Annotated in this window: 13 protein-coding genes; 4 read left to right on the top strand and 9 right to left on the bottom strand. The window is 63.0% G+C overall.

Going from position 1 to position 15,844, the window contains the following annotated elements:
- Positions 1-27: 27 nt before the first annotated feature.
- From J2887_RS20170 to J2887_RS20140, 7 genes are all read right to left on the bottom strand, one after another.
- A complete protein-coding gene (locus tag J2887_RS20170) occupies positions 28-843 on the bottom strand; it encodes a DODA-type extradiol aromatic ring-opening family dioxygenase (RefSeq protein ID WP_227172913.1) in 816 nt (271 codons plus the stop codon).
- A 361-nt stretch (positions 844-1,204) separates the two neighbouring features.
- Positions 1,205-2,320, bottom strand: a complete 1,116-nt coding sequence (locus tag J2887_RS20165) for a phospholipase A (protein WP_227172912.1) — start codon at positions 2,318-2,320, stop codon at positions 1,205-1,207.
- A gap of 56 nt (positions 2,321-2,376) precedes the next feature.
- Positions 2,377-3,696 (bottom strand): DSD1 family PLP-dependent enzyme, encoded by a 1,320-nt coding sequence (locus J2887_RS20160; RefSeq protein ID WP_227172911.1) that lies wholly within the window; start codon positions 3,694-3,696, stop codon positions 2,377-2,379.
- Positions 3,696-5,066 (bottom strand): D-arabinono-1,4-lactone oxidase, encoded by a 1,371-nt coding sequence (locus J2887_RS20155; protein ID WP_227172910.1) that lies wholly within the window; start codon positions 5,064-5,066, stop codon positions 3,696-3,698. The genes J2887_RS20160 and J2887_RS20155 overlap by 1 nt, the downstream gene beginning before the upstream one ends.
- Before the next feature lie 217 nt (positions 5,067-5,283).
- On the bottom strand, positions 5,284-5,649 hold the full coding sequence (locus J2887_RS20150) for a c-type cytochrome (protein ID WP_227172909.1): 366 nt from the start codon (positions 5,647-5,649) through the stop codon (positions 5,284-5,286).
- 37 nt (positions 5,650-5,686) lie between these two features.
- Positions 5,687-7,093, bottom strand: coding sequence for an OmpP1/FadL family transporter (locus J2887_RS20145; RefSeq protein ID WP_227172908.1), 1,407 nt, complete (start codon positions 7,091-7,093; stop codon positions 5,687-5,689).
- Positions 7,094-7,269: 176 nt separating this feature from the next.
- Positions 7,270-8,088, bottom strand: coding sequence for a zinc-dependent peptidase (locus tag J2887_RS20140; protein ID WP_227172907.1), 819 nt, complete (start codon positions 8,086-8,088; stop codon positions 7,270-7,272).
- A gap of 131 nt (positions 8,089-8,219) precedes the next feature.
- Between J2887_RS20140 and J2887_RS20135 the strand changes: the two genes are divergently transcribed.
- Complete coding sequence (locus tag J2887_RS20135) at positions 8,220-9,506, top strand: serine hydrolase domain-containing protein (RefSeq protein WP_227172906.1); 1,287 nt, start codon at positions 8,220-8,222, stop codon at positions 9,504-9,506.
- Positions 9,507-9,527: 21 nt separating this feature from the next.
- On the opposite strand, the gene J2887_RS20130 is transcribed toward J2887_RS20135, so the two are convergent.
- Positions 9,528-9,872, bottom strand: a complete 345-nt coding sequence (locus tag J2887_RS20130) for a hypothetical protein (protein ID WP_227172905.1) — start codon at positions 9,870-9,872, stop codon at positions 9,528-9,530.
- Positions 9,873-10,217: 345 nt separating this feature from the next.
- Here J2887_RS20130 and J2887_RS20125 point away from each other — a divergent pair, with 345 nt between their 5' ends.
- Complete coding sequence (locus J2887_RS20125; RefSeq protein WP_227172904.1) at positions 10,218-10,463, top strand: hypothetical protein; 246 nt, start codon at positions 10,218-10,220, stop codon at positions 10,461-10,463.
- On the opposite strand, the gene J2887_RS20120 is transcribed toward J2887_RS20125, so the two are convergent.
- Positions 10,457-11,500, bottom strand: a complete 1,044-nt coding sequence (locus tag J2887_RS20120) for a hypothetical protein (RefSeq protein WP_227172903.1) — start codon at positions 11,498-11,500, stop codon at positions 10,457-10,459. The genes J2887_RS20125 and J2887_RS20120 overlap by 7 nt on opposite strands.
- 174 nt (positions 11,501-11,674) lie before the next feature.
- Here J2887_RS20120 and J2887_RS20115 point away from each other — a divergent pair, with 174 nt between their 5' ends.
- Both J2887_RS20115 and J2887_RS20110 read left to right on the top strand, forming a co-directional pair.
- Positions 11,675-15,241, top strand: coding sequence for a 7TM diverse intracellular signaling domain-containing protein (locus J2887_RS20115; protein ID WP_416381876.1), 3,567 nt, complete (start codon positions 11,675-11,677; stop codon positions 15,239-15,241).
- Positions 15,242-15,283: 42 nt separating this feature from the next.
- On the top strand, positions 15,284-15,835 hold the full coding sequence (locus J2887_RS20110; RefSeq protein WP_227172902.1) for a hypothetical protein: 552 nt from the start codon (positions 15,284-15,286) through the stop codon (positions 15,833-15,835).
- Positions 15,836-15,844: the final 9 nt, after the last annotated feature.

Here is a 15,844-nt window from a genome sequence, read left to right as displayed (position 1 = left end):
GGTGCCTCTGCTGGTGGTTGGTTCGGATCAGGCGTGGCCGGACAGCTCTGACCACAACAGGCCGACGGCCTGATGGCCCAGGATGCGGTCATTGAACACCACCTCGGCGGCGTTGTCGCCCCCGGCCATGCCCCAGCATACGTGCAGCGGCAGCAGATGCTCCTCGCGAGGGTGGCACAGGCGGGCGGCGGGGGCCTGTTGCCAGTTGAGCAGACGTTGCCGCTGCTGGTCGTGGTCCAGGCCACTGGCGCAGGTCTCGATCAGCCAGCGGTGGAAGTCGGCGATGTCGGCGTCATAATGACCATCACCTCCACCCTGTCTCAGCAGCGCCATGTTGTGGAATGACAGCCCCGAGCCGATCACCAGCAGGTTGCGCTGGCGCAGTGGTGCCAGCGCTTCGCCGAGGGCCAGGTGGGCCTGGGGGTCGAGGTCCTGATGCAGTGACAGCTGGACACAGGGTATGTTGGCGTCCGGGTACATCAGCAACAGGGGCACGAACAGGCCGTGATCGAATCCGCGCTGGTCGTCGCCGTCGGCCTCGATGCCGGCCTGCTTGAGCCGTTGCAGGATCTCCGCGGCCAGCGCCGGCTCACCAGGGGCCGGGTAACGGAGCTGGTAGGCGGCCTCCGGAAAGCCGTAGTAGTCAAACAGCAGGTCGGGTTGCGCCGCGGTGGTAACGGTTACGCGCGGTGCCTCCCAGTGGGCGCTGATCACCAGGATGGCCTCGGGCGGTGCTAGCCGCTCGGGAATCCGGGTGAGGAAGTCGGTCAGTGCCTGGTGACCGGGGTCATTCAGCAGTGGCAGCGGGCCACCACCGTGGGGCAGGTACAGAATCTGGGCCATACGGCGATCTCCTTGGTTACCGCGTTATCTTGCCCGGCGCCGTAATGCGGGCAAAGCGGAAGAAGCTGGCCAACTCGTTCAGAAAAACTGAAGTTTCAGTGTCCCGTCTGGTTAATTCGTTGACTTACTGAGCCACTGACAACCCGAAGAGCTAGGCGTGCTGGTGACGGTTTGGTGGTTCCAAATCGAGGCAGTACAACGACGCTATTCGGGTTGTCAGTGGCTCCCGAAGGGCTTGTCTCTGAGGGCTCTGAGCCTGTGTTGCCACTGCTTGATGTGGAACCACCACATCGGCACAGCGGCTCCTTGGTCAGAACCCTCAGAGACAAGCAGTAAGCTAACGAATTAACCAGACGGGACACTAGAGCCAGTCGTGGAGCATGATCCCGACCCCCAGCCGGTGGATTCGGACGTTGTAGTCCACCAGGCTTTCACCGTAGCCGTTGTAATACTGGATATAGCCCTTGACCGACTGACCCAGGGGGAAACTGTAGCCCAGTTCCACTGAGGTGTGATTGTCCTCGGTGCGGAAGTTGTTGCGCAGCCGCAGGGACACGGTGCGGGCCTCGTCCACCTTGTAGAGCGTCCACAGGTCGCCGTAACCCAGGTAGCGGTCCAGATCCGGGTTGTTGTCGTCCGAGCGCTTCTCCGGGATGCGGTACCAGGGGTTGACCGCGAACAGCCAGCGCCCGACGCCGTAGGTGACGGAGGCATTGATGCGGTTCCAGCTGCGGGACTGGGGTTCGGTGCGACCGTTGGATTCATGGGTGAAGCCCAGCTCCACCACATCGATACGGCCCGGGCCCAGGTCCATGCCGAGGTCGTAACGCATGAACACTTCCGGCTCGTAGTTGGTTTCCCGGAACGGCGCCGAATCGTCCTTGTTGTAGAGCTGCCAGAACGAGGTCTGGGTGTAGCCGAACCAGAGCGTGGTGCGCTTGTCGAACACGCCGCTGAGCAAGGGCACCTTGAAACTCAGCTGGAACTTGGCTTCGTGGTTTTCAACGTCGTAGTCGTAGTCGGTGAAACCCAGCGTCGGGCTGTGGGGCCTGGGGTTGGTGTCCAGGGTGTAGGTGTAGGGCAGCAGGTAGCTCTGCTTGTGGGGCAGGAAATTGCCGGCGAACGACATGAACGCCCGCTCGGTGGCGATGTGGCGACTGACCAGGGCTTCGGCCATGTCTTCCTTGTCTTCCACTTCGCCATTGGCGTCATAGGCCCGGGGTCCGATCAGCTCGGTTTTCTTTTCCGCCTGCTGGCGTTGCTCCGGGCTGGAACTGCGGTTGAGGGTTTCGGTGTCCACCGCAGCATCGAAACAGGCCAGCCGTTTGATGCCGTTCTCCAGTAACGCACACTCCTCCAGCTCGGCGGCCGGCAGGGTGTATGGATCGGTCTCCTCGGCCACCGCCGCAACACTGGTCAGTCCCAGCGTGACTGCCAGCCAGTGGGCGCCCCGCGCCCGGACCTGAGATGAGCTCATTCCTGCTTCCCCTTTGATTTGGCAGCAATGAGCCTATCACCATTCCCTGGTCAGCCCTATGACTGGCCGGTAATGCGGCTCCCCAGCACCGGCCAGTGTCCGTCCAGCTGCTGCTGATCGGCGTCGTAGCGGACGATGCCACCGAAGTGGAGGAAGACCTGCTCGCTCTGGGTGGGGCGCAGGAACACCCAGTCGTCCGGCTTCAGGGTCAGGTCAGCGCTGCCATTGAGCATCTCTTGATTGGTGGAGCGCCCATACACCGGATTGATGCTGAGGCCGGCGGGGGATTCGGGCACCGCTTTCCAGTAGCCGCCGTAGATGAACACCGTTTTCTCCCGGTTGGGATTCCACCAGCTCATCAACCGGCCCAGACCCGGTGCGCCGGGAATCTCGGTATGGTCGAGCACCTTCAGCACCGGGGTGGCGATGAACGCAGCCGGCACGTGGTCTGCCAGCGTTGGCAGGTCGAAGTCGGTGGGCTTCACTAGTGCCGAGCCGGCGGCGATTTCGTTGGCCACCACCTGGTCGTGGCGGTCCCGGTACAGCGTGTAGGTGGTGCTGCCGCCGGTGTTGAGGGTGAGGTCGCGTATGGACCGGCCCAGGGTCCGCTCTGCCCGTTCAACGAAAGCCCGGTAGCGTTCCATGGCCTGGTCCCGCAGCCAGTCGTTGCTGCCAGGGGCCTTGGCGATGTGGGCCTCGTAGCCCATAAAACCGGAGAAGGTGAGCCAGGGGGAGGCATCGATGGTTTGCAGCATGGTTTCCAGGGTCTCCAGTGACTGGATACCGCCCCGGTGCAGGCCAATGTCGATTTCCAGGTTCAGCCGCATGGGCTGGCTGCGCTGCTGCGCCAGCTGGTGATACTGGCCCAGACGTTCAGGGCTGTCTATCAGCCATTGCAGTTGCCGTTCCGGTTGGAAGTCGGTGGTGTCGGCGGCCAGCTGCTGGTAGAAACGCATCGCTGCCGCCACGGGCAGTGGCTTACCCAGCAACACATCGGCGGCGGGCAGATCGCGGGCGACCTGGGTCAGAAACGGCTGGTGGAACACCATCAGCCGGTTGGTGCCGGCCCGCTCCATCAGGGTGGCCAGCAGCTCCACCGACGGCAAGGATTTGGCGACGATGCGGTAGTGGTACTGATTCTTCAGGGCGGCAGTAAGGCGGTCCAGGTTGGCCAGCATTCGCTGCTGATCAACAATCAGTTGGGGCTGGAACACCCCGTTCCGGTCCGCGGCCTTGCTGAGGCTCTGGAAGTAGGCGCTATGACTGCCGCTGGCGGCGCCTGGCCGTAGCCAGCCGATCCCGGCGGCCAGGCCCACCGCGGCGCCGCCAAGCAGCAGCCGGCGGCGACTGTGGGAGAAGGCTTCGCTGTTGTGCATCAGGCAAGCAGGTCCTTGAGGTAGCGGTTGAGGAAGCGGCCGTCCGGGTCCATCTCCTGGCGCACCGCGCGGAAGTCATCCCAGTGGGGGTACAGGGTCTTGAAGTCTGCTCCGGTGAGGGTGTTGAGCTTGCCCCAGTGGGGACGTCCGCCATACTTGCGGAAGATCGGCTCCACCGCCTTGAACAGGGGCTTGTAGTCCTCCTCGAAGAAGCGGTGGACGGCGATGGAAATGCTGTCGCGCTGGTAGAACGGACTGAGCCAGATATCGTCGCCCTTGACGAAGCGCACCTCGAACGGGAAGAACACTTCGGGGAAGTTGTTCTCCACCACCTCCTTGATCTCCATCAGTGCCTTGAGGCCGTCTTCCCGAGGCAGGTGGTATTCCATCTCATTGAAACGGACATTGCGCTCGCTGGTGTAGTTCTGCCAGGACGATGCCACCTTCACTTCTTTGTCGATGGTCTTGAGGATGCCCTGCAGCACCATGCGCCGCATGGTGTCGGACCAGCTCAGCATGTCGCGGACGTTCTGCAGGTCGCGGGCGCCGTCGTTCTGGTCGAACTTCTCGGTGCTGGACACCGGTTCGTCGGTGAACTCCTGCGTGTCGTGCAGCCCCATACCGGCAAACGGAATGTAGAAGAACTCGAAGTTGCGGTACTTGTCGGCGGTGTCCTGGGCATTGGCGACGATGTCTTCGATCGGCATCCATTCCGACACCCGTTTCAGCCGGTAGGGCCGGGTGTTCTGCAGGGTGACGTCGGTGACAATGCCGAGGGCGCCGAGGCCAACCCGGGCGGCATCAAACAGCTCGCGGTTGTGGTCGCGGCTGCACTGCACCTGCTCGCCACGGGCGGTGACCAGGGACAGGGCCTCGATATTGGCCGACAGGCACTGCAGTCCGGCGCCGGTGCCGTGGGTCGCGGTGGCAAGGGAGCCGGCGAGGGTCTGCTGATCAATGTCCGGCATGTTGATCAGGGCCTGGTTGCGCTCCTCCAGCGGTCCCCCCAGCTGGCCGAGACGGGTGCCGGCGGCAATGGTGGCCTGCTGGCGGGCGTCGTCGTGACTCAGCACTCCGCTCAGCCGGTTGATGGAGATCAGGGTGTCGTCTGTCGGCACCAGTGGCGAGAACGAGTGGCCCGAGCCCACCGCGCGGATGACCCCGCGGGCATCGCGAACCTGCTGCTGCAGTTCGGCGACAGTGGCCGGCGCGATGCGGGTCTGGGGGTGGCTGATCTGGGAGCCGGACCAGTTCTTCCAGGCCAGGCGCTGGCCATCCGTGCCGCTGTTGGCCAGCGCCTGCTGCACTGGCAAGGAAGTGGCCGCTGCGGCGGCCACCAGGGTTTTGAGGAATTCCCGACGATTTGCCATGGCGTGTGTCCTGCCTCTGGTTGCAATGGGAGTAAGGGAGCCCCCGATTGACTCCGAATTGCCTCTGCGCGCTCAGCGCACGCCCATCGGGGCCTTCAGAGCGATCCACACTCAGCGTTGCGACTTTTTGAAAGGCAACCAGCCTTCCTGCAAAGCCGCGCCTTGAGTGTGAACCGCTCTGAAGGCCAGAGGTGATCCTGAGTCAATCAGTTGCTCCTTAAGAATTGTCCGGGTAATGGGACATGAACTGGATCAGCTGCTCGAACTCAGCCGCGTTGCAATCCATGCACAGGCCGTAGGGCGGCATGCCGCCATAGCCCTCCACTACGTGGGTCAGCAGGGTGTCCATGCCCTGCTCCAGCCGCGGCTGCCAGGCGGTTTCGTCGCCCACCAGCGGTGCATCGGAGGTGCCACGGCTGTGGCAGGCTTGGCACGACCTCTGATAGATCTCCGCCAGCGCCGGGTCAGCGGGCTGGGCGGAGGCGGCGTAGGCCACCACAGTGGCCTGATCCGGGCCCTGGTCACAGCCGGCCAGCAGACCGGCTGTGACCAGGGCAAGCAGGGAAGTGGTTGCTTTGCGCATGGTTTCTCTCGTGTTGTGGATGTGGTGACCGCGCCGGTCAGAAGGACCAGCGCGCACCCAACCCCAGCGAGTGGAAGGTGTAGTGGGTCTCACCCTCCAGCTGTGCCAGGTTCTGGTTCGGGTCGGTGATATCGCCCTGACGGATGTCACGGCTGCTGGTCAGTCCCAGCATGTAACCGGCGTCGATCACCAGGTCGGTACTGGGCTGGTAACTCAGACCGACAGCGAACTGGTGGTAGTCGTCCTGGCCCAGATCAACGGTGGCGTGCTGGTCGGGAATCGGTGACTGGTCCAGGGCGACGCCGCCGCGCAGGGTCAGGCTGGGGCTGAGGGCATACTCGGCAGCGATGCCGACTCGAACGGAGTCGTCCCAGTCAAAGGTCTGGTCCGCCAGCAGCGCCTGCACATTCGGGTCCTCGGCGCGGAACTTCAGGGCGTCGAACTCGCTCCAGTCGGTCCAGCTGGCATCCAGCAGCAGGGTCAGCCGGTCAAACCGGTGCTGGTAGCTGACGTTGGCGATGGCCGGCGTGGTGATGCGGGTGGTCATCGAGCCGGACACCTGGTCGAAGGTCACCGGCATGGTGACGGTGACGTCGCCGTCGAGCTTGTGGTCGATCTTGGAGCGGTAGCCAAAGCCCAGTTGCTGACGTTCGTTGATGCGGTACAGCAGGCCCAGGTTGTAGCCCACGGAGAGCTCGTCCCCTTCCATGTCCACCCGGCCATCGAAGTCGGCGCTGCCGTCGATGGTGAGGTCCATGGCCTCGCAACCGGCGCTGCCCATGCCGCCATCCAGGCACACCAGTCCGGGACTCAGGGCCTGCACCAGATCGGCGGTGGCCTGTTGCGCCATCACCCCGAAACCGAGGCTGAGCTGATCATTGACGCGGTAGGAAAAGGCATTGGTCAGGGTGATCGTGCCAATGGTGGATTCGATGGTCTGATACCGGGCCTTGGAGCGGTCGCCCAGATCGTTACCGGTGTTGAACGGGGCGTTGATGCCAATGCCGTACACCAGGTCGTCGTCCAGCGGCAGGGTCAGGTACAGGGTCGGCAGTGGCTGGGTATCGCTGACCTCGACCCGGTCGCCCTGCACTGGCACCGGAGTGCCGCCATCGGCGTTGGACAGCATCACCGGGTGGCCGTCGTAGTCCAGGTTGTTGTTGAGTACGGTGAGGTTACCGGCGAGGCGGCCATTGTCACCGCTGGTCATGGCGGCGGGGTTGTAATAGACCGCCGACGGGTCGTCGTCGATGGCGGCCATACCGTTGTAGGCGTTGCCGAGGTGACGGACGCTCTGCTCATCAACGTAGAAGCCCTGGGCCAACAGCGTGGTGCTGGCCAATTGGGCTGCGACGGCAAGGGCCAGGGCGCTGGGACGGAGTCTGGATGGGCGAACGCGGAGGCTGGCTGCGCGAAGGCGGCCGGTTTTGGTGGAGTCGATCACTTCAATCTCCCGGGTCGTTGTTTTTATTGGCCAGAGAAAGCCTGTTGTTTTGGCGGCACGCGCACGGCGTGACCACAGCCTTGGTGGCTGGAGTAAACATGATTGACTATCACGTTTTGGCTGTCAAGTGTCCGCGGTCGAGAGTGCCGGCCCGGTAGACCGGGCCAAAGCCGGTGCTACCAGTGGGCGGGATCGAGGTGGTAGAAGGCGCTCAGGCAGCGATACAGTTCCGGCTCCTCGTGGGCCAGGGCCCGGGGATGGAGAAAGAATGTCTCGCTGGTGACGGCAAAGAACTCGGCCGGTGAGGTGGCACCGTATTCGTCGATGACGCTGTGGTGTCCGCCGCGCTGGCGACGGTGCCAGGCGTCGCTGAACACCGTTTGCCAGTGTTCCGCCAGTTCCGCGGAGGCCAGGGGCGGCGCACCGTCGGACTGGCCGTCCACCTGGTCAAGCTGGTGAGCGAACTCGTGCAGGGCGACATTGCTGTCGGCGTGTTCGTCGGCGGCCTCCCGGGCGAGAGTATCCCAGGCCAGCACCAGCCGGCCCTGTTCCCAGGATTCCCCCAGCCGCTCCTGGGCGCTGTGGCTGAGCACCTCACCGTCGTGCACCGCCTCCTGGACCCGATAGGCGCCCGGGTAGACCAGAATGGATCGCAGCCGGCGGTAGTAGGTCGGCGACAGGCCGTTCACCAGCAGCGCGCCGTGGGCGGCGATCAGGACCTTCATCGACTCGTCGACGGTGACGCCAGCGCAACCGTAGAACTCCACCCGGTCCAGCAACAGACGCAGATGGTTATGGAGACTGGTTCGCCGGCTCTGGGGCAGGCGCCGGTAGAGGGCCATACGCTCCTCCAGCAGCGCCTGCCAGGACGCTGGAAACGGCTGTCGCAGCAGGTGGTGGCGGCGCTGACGCGGGTAGATGAACAGGCCGTAGAAAGCCGCGATGACAATCGACAACAGGACAACAGCAGAGAAGATCATGGCAGGCTGGGACACGGGAAGCCTCGGTCTGTAGGGTTATGACGGCTGACGCCAGTGGCAGTGCGGTTCGGCCAATGTGCCCGCCGCCAGCAGCTAGAATCATAGGGAGTTCCGAACATTCGCTGCCAGACGCCCAAGGATCTGCCATGAAACAGCTCGCCCGTCGCGCCTTCCATACCTTCGCCGTACCCCAGGATCTGGCATCGGTGACCCACATCGATGCGGCCGGTGAAAACCCGGCGGCGGTGGGGGTCAGCGACCAGACCGTGGAACGGATCTGGCGCAGCGTGGAACGACTCTACCAGACCGGCGTCCATCCCGGCATCCAGCTGTCGATCCGCCACCGTGGAGAACCGGTGTTGCACCGGGCCATTGGTCATGCCCGCGGCAACGGTCCCGGCGATCAACCGGACACCCCGAAAGTGGCGATGACCACGGATACGCCGGTGTGCTATTTCTCGGCGGCCAAGGCGGTGACTGCCCTGCTGATGCACATGCTGGCGGAGAAGGGCCTGATCAATCTGATGGATCCGGTGGCGTATTACTGCCCGGAGTTTGGCCGCCATGGCAAGCGCACCATCACCATTCACCAGATCCTGTCCCACCGTGGCGGTATTCCCGCGATTCCCAAGGACACACCGATCGATGTGCTTTGGGACCGGGACGAAATCTGGCGGCTGCTGTGCGACGCCAAGCCGGTGGAAGTGGATGGCGCCAAGGTGGCCTACCACGCCATCACCGGGGGATTCGTGCTGCAGCGGGTGCTGGAAAAAGTCACCGGCGCCAGTATTGAGGCGTTCCTGGATCAGTTCCTGCGCAAGCCCATGGGCATGCGCTGGTTTACCTATGGCATAGCCGGACCGTCACTGGATAACCTGGCACTCAACTACGCCACCGGGCCGCGGCCGACATTCCCGGTGTCCTGGGTCGTCAGTCGGGCGCTGGGCGGCGACATCGTGACCATTGAGCAGGTGGTCAACGATCCCCGCTTCCAGGCCGCGGTGATTCCGGCGGGCAACCTCTGCGGTACCGCCGAGGAAATGGGGCGTTTCTTCCAGATGATGCTGAACGGCGGGGTCTGGCAGGGGCGTCGCATCTGCGCCGAGATTACCGTGCGGCGGGCGATCCAGCAGTTCGGGTCGTTGCAGATCGATCGCACCATGCTGGTGCCGATGCGGTTCAGCGCCGGCCTGATGCTGGGAGGCAATCCGGTGGGCATCTGGGGCCAGCAGAGCCGTTTTGCCTTCGGTCACCTGGGGCTGATCAACAAGTTGTGCTGGGCCGATACCGCCCGGGATATATCCGTCAGCCTGCTCAACACCGGCCTGCCGATCGTGGCCCATCACCTGCCGGCGCTGGTGCGGTTTGTGTACACCGTGTGTGACCAGTTCCCGCTGATCCCGGATGCCCAGCGACCACTGGCGGTGGCCTGAGCGATTCGGGGCCGTAGGTTCCTACAGCTCTTGCAGCTGGGCCTCCAGGATGCCCAGTACCGAGGACAGCACATCGCGGAAGTCGGTCAGGGTCTGGGTGCGCTGGATGACGTCTTCCCGGGCATCGTCCAGGCGTTCCAGCTTGGGGACGACCCGGCGGATGCCCTCGGTAATGACCTCGTAGGGGTAGTGATGGTCCATGATGCTGAGCTTGTTCAGTTCCGCCACTTCCTGGTGAAAGATGCTGATGATGTCGTAGATCATGTCCTTGTGCTGGATCGTCGCCGCCTCCCAGTAAGCGTCGTCGAGCAGTTCCATCAGCGACAGGAACTCCCGCAGGGTATCCGCAACCGAGGTCTGGTTCATGATGATGACTCCTTGGCTAGCTTGACTGGGAGGGTGCAGGCGGTCTTTGGCAGAACTATAGCACTGGCGACGCTGGCGGAACGAGGGGGCACGAAGCTGGATAATCCATGAACTCGGGTTCATGGATTATTGTCTTTGCAACCTAATCTGTGCACAATGCCAGCAGATTCCTTGCACAGGCTTTCAGCCTGCTATACTCGGAACAGCGCAGTTGCCCGGTATTACCAACATCGATAGTTGCCAATATCGATGGTTGCCAACAACATCGATAGCAACATCGGCGATTGCGTCGGACAGAACGAGGGTGTCCTGTCCGCTATAACCAGAACTCATTGGATGAGAGCCATGAATCGTCACGCCATTGTTTCCCCGGCTGCCCCTTCGCGGGCGGTGGATCTGGACCAGCACGACAGCGTCCGCTCCCACGTCAACCAGCGCATCCACGATGAAGTCGCCCAGCTTGAGCGACGGATCGAAAGCCTGCGTCTGGTCAACGCCCCCTACGCGGATCTGATGATCACCACCTACCAGCGCATGCTGGATCGCAAACGCGGCTTCATCGCCCAATGGGAGCTGGACCAGCGCTACTGACGCGCCGGCACAGCCACGGTGGCGAAGCTCAGGGTTTCGTCACCGATGTCTTTCATGCCGCAGTGGGCCGGGTTGTCTTCCTTGGGCGTCTCCGGGTCATTGTCGTGGTCAATGGTGGCCGACTCCCCGGTTGAGGTGTACAGCCTCAGCACCTGCATCGGATAGTCCAGCTCCGCCCGCACACAGTCCGGCGTGGTGCCATTGATGGTGAACCAGGGGCTGTCGGTGTCGCTGATAAACAGGGTATCGGTTTTCTCGCCAATGAACTCCTGACGCAGCTCCAGGCTGCCCAGAGTTCGGGTGGCGAAACTGACGGTGGCCATCTCCGGCTGGTTGTAGCCGGTGGTGACAAAGTTGTTGGCGTCGAACTGGGTGCCGGCCAGGAAGCTGACCAGTTGCGGCAGGTCGTCCTCGTCGGCGCTGTCGTCTTGCCGGGCGATGTGCTGGATGGTGCGGAAGACCTTGTCATGCCCGGCATTGCCGTCTTCATCGTAAGGGGTATAGGTCCAGGCCAGGGTCTGGTAACGCCACTCGCGGACCGGCAGGGGTTCCTGGTTCAGGGTGGCGGCCTGGTCAACGAAGCGGATCAGTGACTCGTTGCTTCTGGTGTTGTAGGTGGCGGGTTTGCCCTCGTCGATGCGATCGCTGATGTAATTTCGGCCTTCGACAAAATTGGCCACCTCGTTGGCCGCAATCACCTGATTCATCAAGTCCAGCGGATTACGGACCCGGTCGTAAGTCTGGCCGGAGTCATCGGCATCTGCACCCATCAGGGAGTGCACCAGTCCGCGCAGTTGGCCAGTGACCTCTGCCGCGTCAGCATCGTCGCTATCCAGTGGCTGGATACCGCGATAAAAATCGTCAAACCGGGTGTGCTGGAGATTGTCGACGGTTTCGGTGTTTTTAAGGATAAAGGTGGAAAACAGCAACTCCACATCCGTCGCCGGGTTGAAGGCGCTGTCACCCCCGGTATCGGCGCCACAGCCTGCCAGCAGGGCGACGAAGGGGGTGGCAACTAAGAGCGGATAATGTCTCATTCGCAGGGTTCCTCGGGTGCGTCCCCCGGGATATCGCGCTACAGTGAAGTCGGATAGCCGGGGAGTTATTATTCTCGCTGGGCGTTGTTGTCTGAAAATGCCGGAAATGTCAAAACACTATAACAACTCACGGTAATGCAAACAGCCAGGTGCTTCCCCCTCGGAGATCACATTTTGCGTCATCCCGACGACCGAGCCCATCGTTGCCCGATTGCCCCGACGGGATTGCTGGGGTCGGTGCTGGGCAAGGCTCTCATGGGGCTGGTCCTGCTGGTGTTGGTGGTGTCTCAGGCACAGGCCCGCACCGGTTGCGATGACCGTCCGCTGACCCTCTCCACCAGCAACCAGTCCTACGACCTCGGCCGCTGCCTGTGGTATCTGGAGGACCCGCAGCGGTCCCTCAGTCTCGCCGACGTGATGGCCAGCGATGGTCCGACATTCAACCGGCACCAGGGCAGCGTACTCAACTTCGGTTACACCGAGTCGGCCTATTGGGCCAGAATCGACCTGGCCGCCGCGCCCCGGGGCGACCCGCAGACCTGGATTCTGGAGCTGGCGCTGCCGCTGGTGGACGATCTGGATCTTTACCTGGTGCGCCAGGGCGAGGTCGTGGAACACCGCCATGCCGGTTACAGTCGTGACTGGAGCCAGCGCGAGCTGGCGGTGCCCAACCCCACCTTCCGGTTGCAATTGCCGGCCGGCGAGCCGCTGCGACTGTACCTGCGCGTTGCCACCCAGAATACCCTGCGACTGCCACTGACCCTGTGGCAGCCGGACCGTTACCTGGAAAAGGTCAGTGTGGACGAGGTTTTCCGGGGGCTGTTGCTGGGCAGCATCCTCGGCATTCTGGCCTACAATCTGTTCGTGGCGGTGTCGGTGCGGGAGCGCAGCAACATCTATTACGTGCTGTACCTGGTGATGGCGGTGATGTTCATTGTCACCGAACAGGTGCATGGTACCCAGCTGTTTGGCGAGCGCCCCTGGTTCTTCGACAAGGCTTATCTGCATTACCAGATCATGGGCACCTGGTTTTTCGGCCTGCTGATGGCGCGATCGCTGCTGGAGACCCGGTGGCGTTCGCCGGAGCTGGACAAGGTGATTCGGGTCAGTCTCTACTGCGTGCTGGCCACCCTGGGGCTGGCGACGGTGATGCCCTACCACATCGCCATGGAATGGTGTGTGCTGGTTACCATCCTGCTGTGTGTGGTGATGATCGTGGTCAGCTACCTGTCCTGGCGCCACTACAATCCGGCTGCACGAGCCTACTTCTACGCCTGGACCGTCGCCCTGAGCGGGTTTGTGGTGTACGCCCTCACCGTGATGGGGTACCTGCCGCTCAACATTGTCACGGCCCACGCCAGCCAGATTGGCCTGGCCGGCCAGATCATCCTGTTCTCGTTTGCCCTGGCGGATCGCATCAAGCTGGTCCAGGGTGAAGCCCTGAGCTGGAGCCAGCGTGCCCTGGCCAATCTGCGCCAGTACCAGTCGCTGTTCGACAACGCCGTGGAAGGGGTGTTCCAGATGTCCCTGGACCGGCGTTTCATCACCGCCAATCCGGCGATGGCGGAGCTGCTGGGGTTTGCCAGCAGCCGTGAACTGATCAAGGCGCGCCAGGATGTGCTCGCCACCTGCTTTGCGGATGACCGGGTACGGGAGTGGGTAGTGGATCAGATCCAGCACCACGGCTCGGTCAAGGGCATTGAGGCCCGTTTCCAGACCCGCCAGGGCGAGGACCGCTGGGCCAACATCTCCCTCCACACCGTCTACGATGCCGAAGGCGACCCCCGCTTTCTGGAAGGTACCTGTATCGATGCCACCGAACGTCACCAGCGCCAGCAGATCGAGAAAGAGCGGGAGCAGGAGCGTCTCGACAAGGAACTGGCCCGCAATGCCGCGGAAGCCAAGAGCCAGTTCCTGGCCAATATGAGCCATGAGATCCGTACCCCGCTGGCGGCGATCATCGGCTATGGTGAAACCCTGCTGGAGCCGGATCTGAACGAGGCGGAGAAGCGCAACAGCGCCGAGACGGTGGTACGCAGTGGCCGTCATCTGTTGGACCTGGTGAACGATATCCTCGATCATTCCAAGATCGATGCCAACAAGCTGGCGGTGGACATTGTCACCGTTAACCTGCCAGAGCTGCTGGATGAGCTGCGGGCCTTCTTTGAGTCCCGGGCGCGGGAGAAGGGGCTGGACTTCAGCATTGACTGCGAGTTTCCCCTGCCCCAGACCATCCAGACCGACCCCACCCGCTTCCGCCAGATTCTCATCAACCTGTGCGGCAATGCGCTGAAATTTACCGAGCGGGGGTCCATCACCCTGGCACTTGCCTGCGACTGGGCTGAGCAGAGGCTCCATGCCCGGGTGGCGGATACCGGCATTGGCATGAAGCCTGAGCAGTTGCAGCGGCTCTTCGACCCCTTCGCCCAGGGCAGTGCCGCGATTGCCCGCCAGTATGGTGGCACCGGGTTGGGGCTGAGCATCTCCCGGCGTCTGGCAGAACTGCTGGGCGGAGCCATTTCGGTTCGCAGTCGCTACGGTGACGGCAGTGAGTTTGACGTCACCATCGCCACCGGACCGCTTGAGGATGTGGTGCAACTGCGGGATGCCTCGGAACTGAACCAGAGCCGGCCCCTGCCGTTGGTGCAGGCACCGCAGCTGGCCGGGCGCATCCTCTGTGCTGAAGACAATGAGGTCAACCGCAAGCTGGTGTCGCTGCTGGTGGCCCGGACTGGCGCCGAGCTGGTGCACGTGGGCAATGGTGCGGAAGCGCTGGATGTGGCCAGTCAGCAGCATTTCGACCTGATCCTGATGGACATCCAGATGCCGGTGATGAATGGTCGCGATGCCATGGTGGCGCTGCGGGAGGCCGGCATCAACACTCCTACCCTGGCCCTTACGGCCAATGTGATGAGCGAAGATATCGACGATTATCGACGCGCCGGTTTCACCGATCACCTGGCCAAGCCCATCGACAAGCAGCGTTTCTATGACCTGCTGGCGCGCTACCTGGATTCGGCGCCGCCACGGCCGGCAACGTCGCAACGCTACCGCGGCCTGGTGCTGGTGGCGGAGGACAACGACGACAACCGGCAACTGGTGGTGACCATGCTGCAGCGGTTCGGGCTGGAGGTGATCGCGGTGGCCAGCGGTGATGATGCGGTCCGGACTGCGTTGGCCAAACCTGTGCAACTGGTGCTGATGGACCGCCACATGCCCGGCATGGACGGCGTTGACGCCTGCCAGCTGTTGCGTCAGGCCGGCTTTCGGCGGCCCCTGGTGGCCTTCAGCGCTGGTGATGCCCGGGAGATTGAGGCATTGCAGGGAGCCGGTTGCGAGGGGGTGCTGACCAAACCCATTGACCCGGAGCGACTGGCCGCACTGCTGGCCCGCTACCTGCCGCAAGCGACTGCCGCCGATGCCGTGGAAGTGGCGGATGAGGATGCCGGCATTGAACAGCTGGTGCGGCAGTTTCTCGCCAGCCTGGCCCAGCGTCGGCAGCGGATGGCCCGGGCCCGGGCGACACAGACCGCGGAACCGCTGCGACAGGAGGCTCACCAGATCAAGGGCACGGCGGGTGCCATGGGCTATCCTGCGATGACGGAGCTGGCCGGCGAGTTGGAGCGGTCACTGAAGATGGCGCCGGTGGACTGGCAGCGGGTGAGTGACCAGCTGACGGCGCTGGATGCCCTGATTGAACAGGCCTTGGGATCGGAGCGGACCCGGGACACTGGTCCATAGCACCGCTCTGGTGATGATTCTGTAGCAGGAGGAAGACCCCTGATGACCGACACCGAACCGCAGCGGGAAGGCCAGTCGCTGAGCATGATGTACGGCACCTACGCCGATGTGCTGTTCGTGCTGTTCCCGTTCCTGATCATTTTCATGCAACGGATCTGGGATGGCGATGTTGCCCAGGTGCTGCTGCGGCCGGACCTGAGTATTGCTGCGGCCATTCTCGGTGGCCTGGCCATCGGCAAGTTCGTCCTGGGGCTGGTCACCGAGCGGGAGCTGGGGCGCTTCAAAGAGCGGATCGTGTTCTTCATTGCGCTGACCCTGTTTGTGGTGATGGGGCCGGCGATCATCCTGATGCTGAGCATCATCAGTGGTCAGCCAGTGCCGGGGTTCGTAGCGTTCCTGCAGCCAGTGTTGCTGATTGTCGCGATCTCGCTCTACACGACAGCCATCAGTATCAGTAATATGCTAACCAAATCCGCGGCGCCGACACTGCCGGATGGCACCGTACCGACGAATGGCAACGAGCCCGGGGACCCGCTTGCCGGGGTTCCCGACCCAGAGCCGCTGAACATTCCACGTCGCTCAGAGACGCCTTAGCAGAGGACA

Origin of the sequence: Marinobacter sp. CA1 (genome assembly GCF_020546665.1) — a bacterium.
Classification (GTDB): Bacteria; Pseudomonadota; Gammaproteobacteria; order Pseudomonadales; family Oleiphilaceae; genus Marinobacter; species Marinobacter xestospongiae.
This window is presented reverse-complemented; position numbering and strand designations above follow the sequence as displayed.

Coding starts and splice junctions, on each gene's coding strand:
- J2887_RS20170 (WP_227172913.1), bottom strand. CDS start 843: ATGGCCCAGATTCTGTACCTGCCCCACGGTGGTGGCCCGCTGCCACTG.
- J2887_RS20165 (WP_227172912.1), bottom strand. CDS start 2,320: ATGAGCTCATCTCAGGTCCGGGCGCGGGGCGCCCACTGGCTGGCAGTC.
- J2887_RS20160 (WP_227172911.1), bottom strand. CDS start 3,696: ATGCACAACAGCGAAGCCTTCTCCCACAGTCGCCGCCGGCTGCTGCTT.
- J2887_RS20155 (WP_227172910.1), bottom strand. CDS start 5,066: ATGGCAAATCGTCGGGAATTCCTCAAAACCCTGGTGGCCGCCGCAGCG.
- J2887_RS20150 (WP_227172909.1), bottom strand. CDS start 5,649: ATGCGCAAAGCAACCACTTCCCTGCTTGCCCTGGTCACAGCCGGTCTG.
- J2887_RS20135 (WP_227172906.1), top strand. CDS start 8,220: ATGAAACAGCTCGCCCGTCGCGCCTTCCATACCTTCGCCGTACCCCAG.
- J2887_RS20130 (WP_227172905.1), bottom strand. CDS start 9,872: ATGAACCAGACCTCGGTTGCGGATACCCTGCGGGAGTTCCTGTCGCTG.
- J2887_RS20125 (WP_227172904.1), top strand. CDS start 10,218: ATGAATCGTCACGCCATTGTTTCCCCGGCTGCCCCTTCGCGGGCGGTG.
- J2887_RS20120 (WP_227172903.1), bottom strand. CDS start 11,500: ATGAGACATTATCCGCTCTTAGTTGCCACCCCCTTCGTCGCCCTGCTG.
- J2887_RS20110 (WP_227172902.1), top strand. CDS start 15,284: ATGACCGACACCGAACCGCAGCGGGAAGGCCAGTCGCTGAGCATGATG.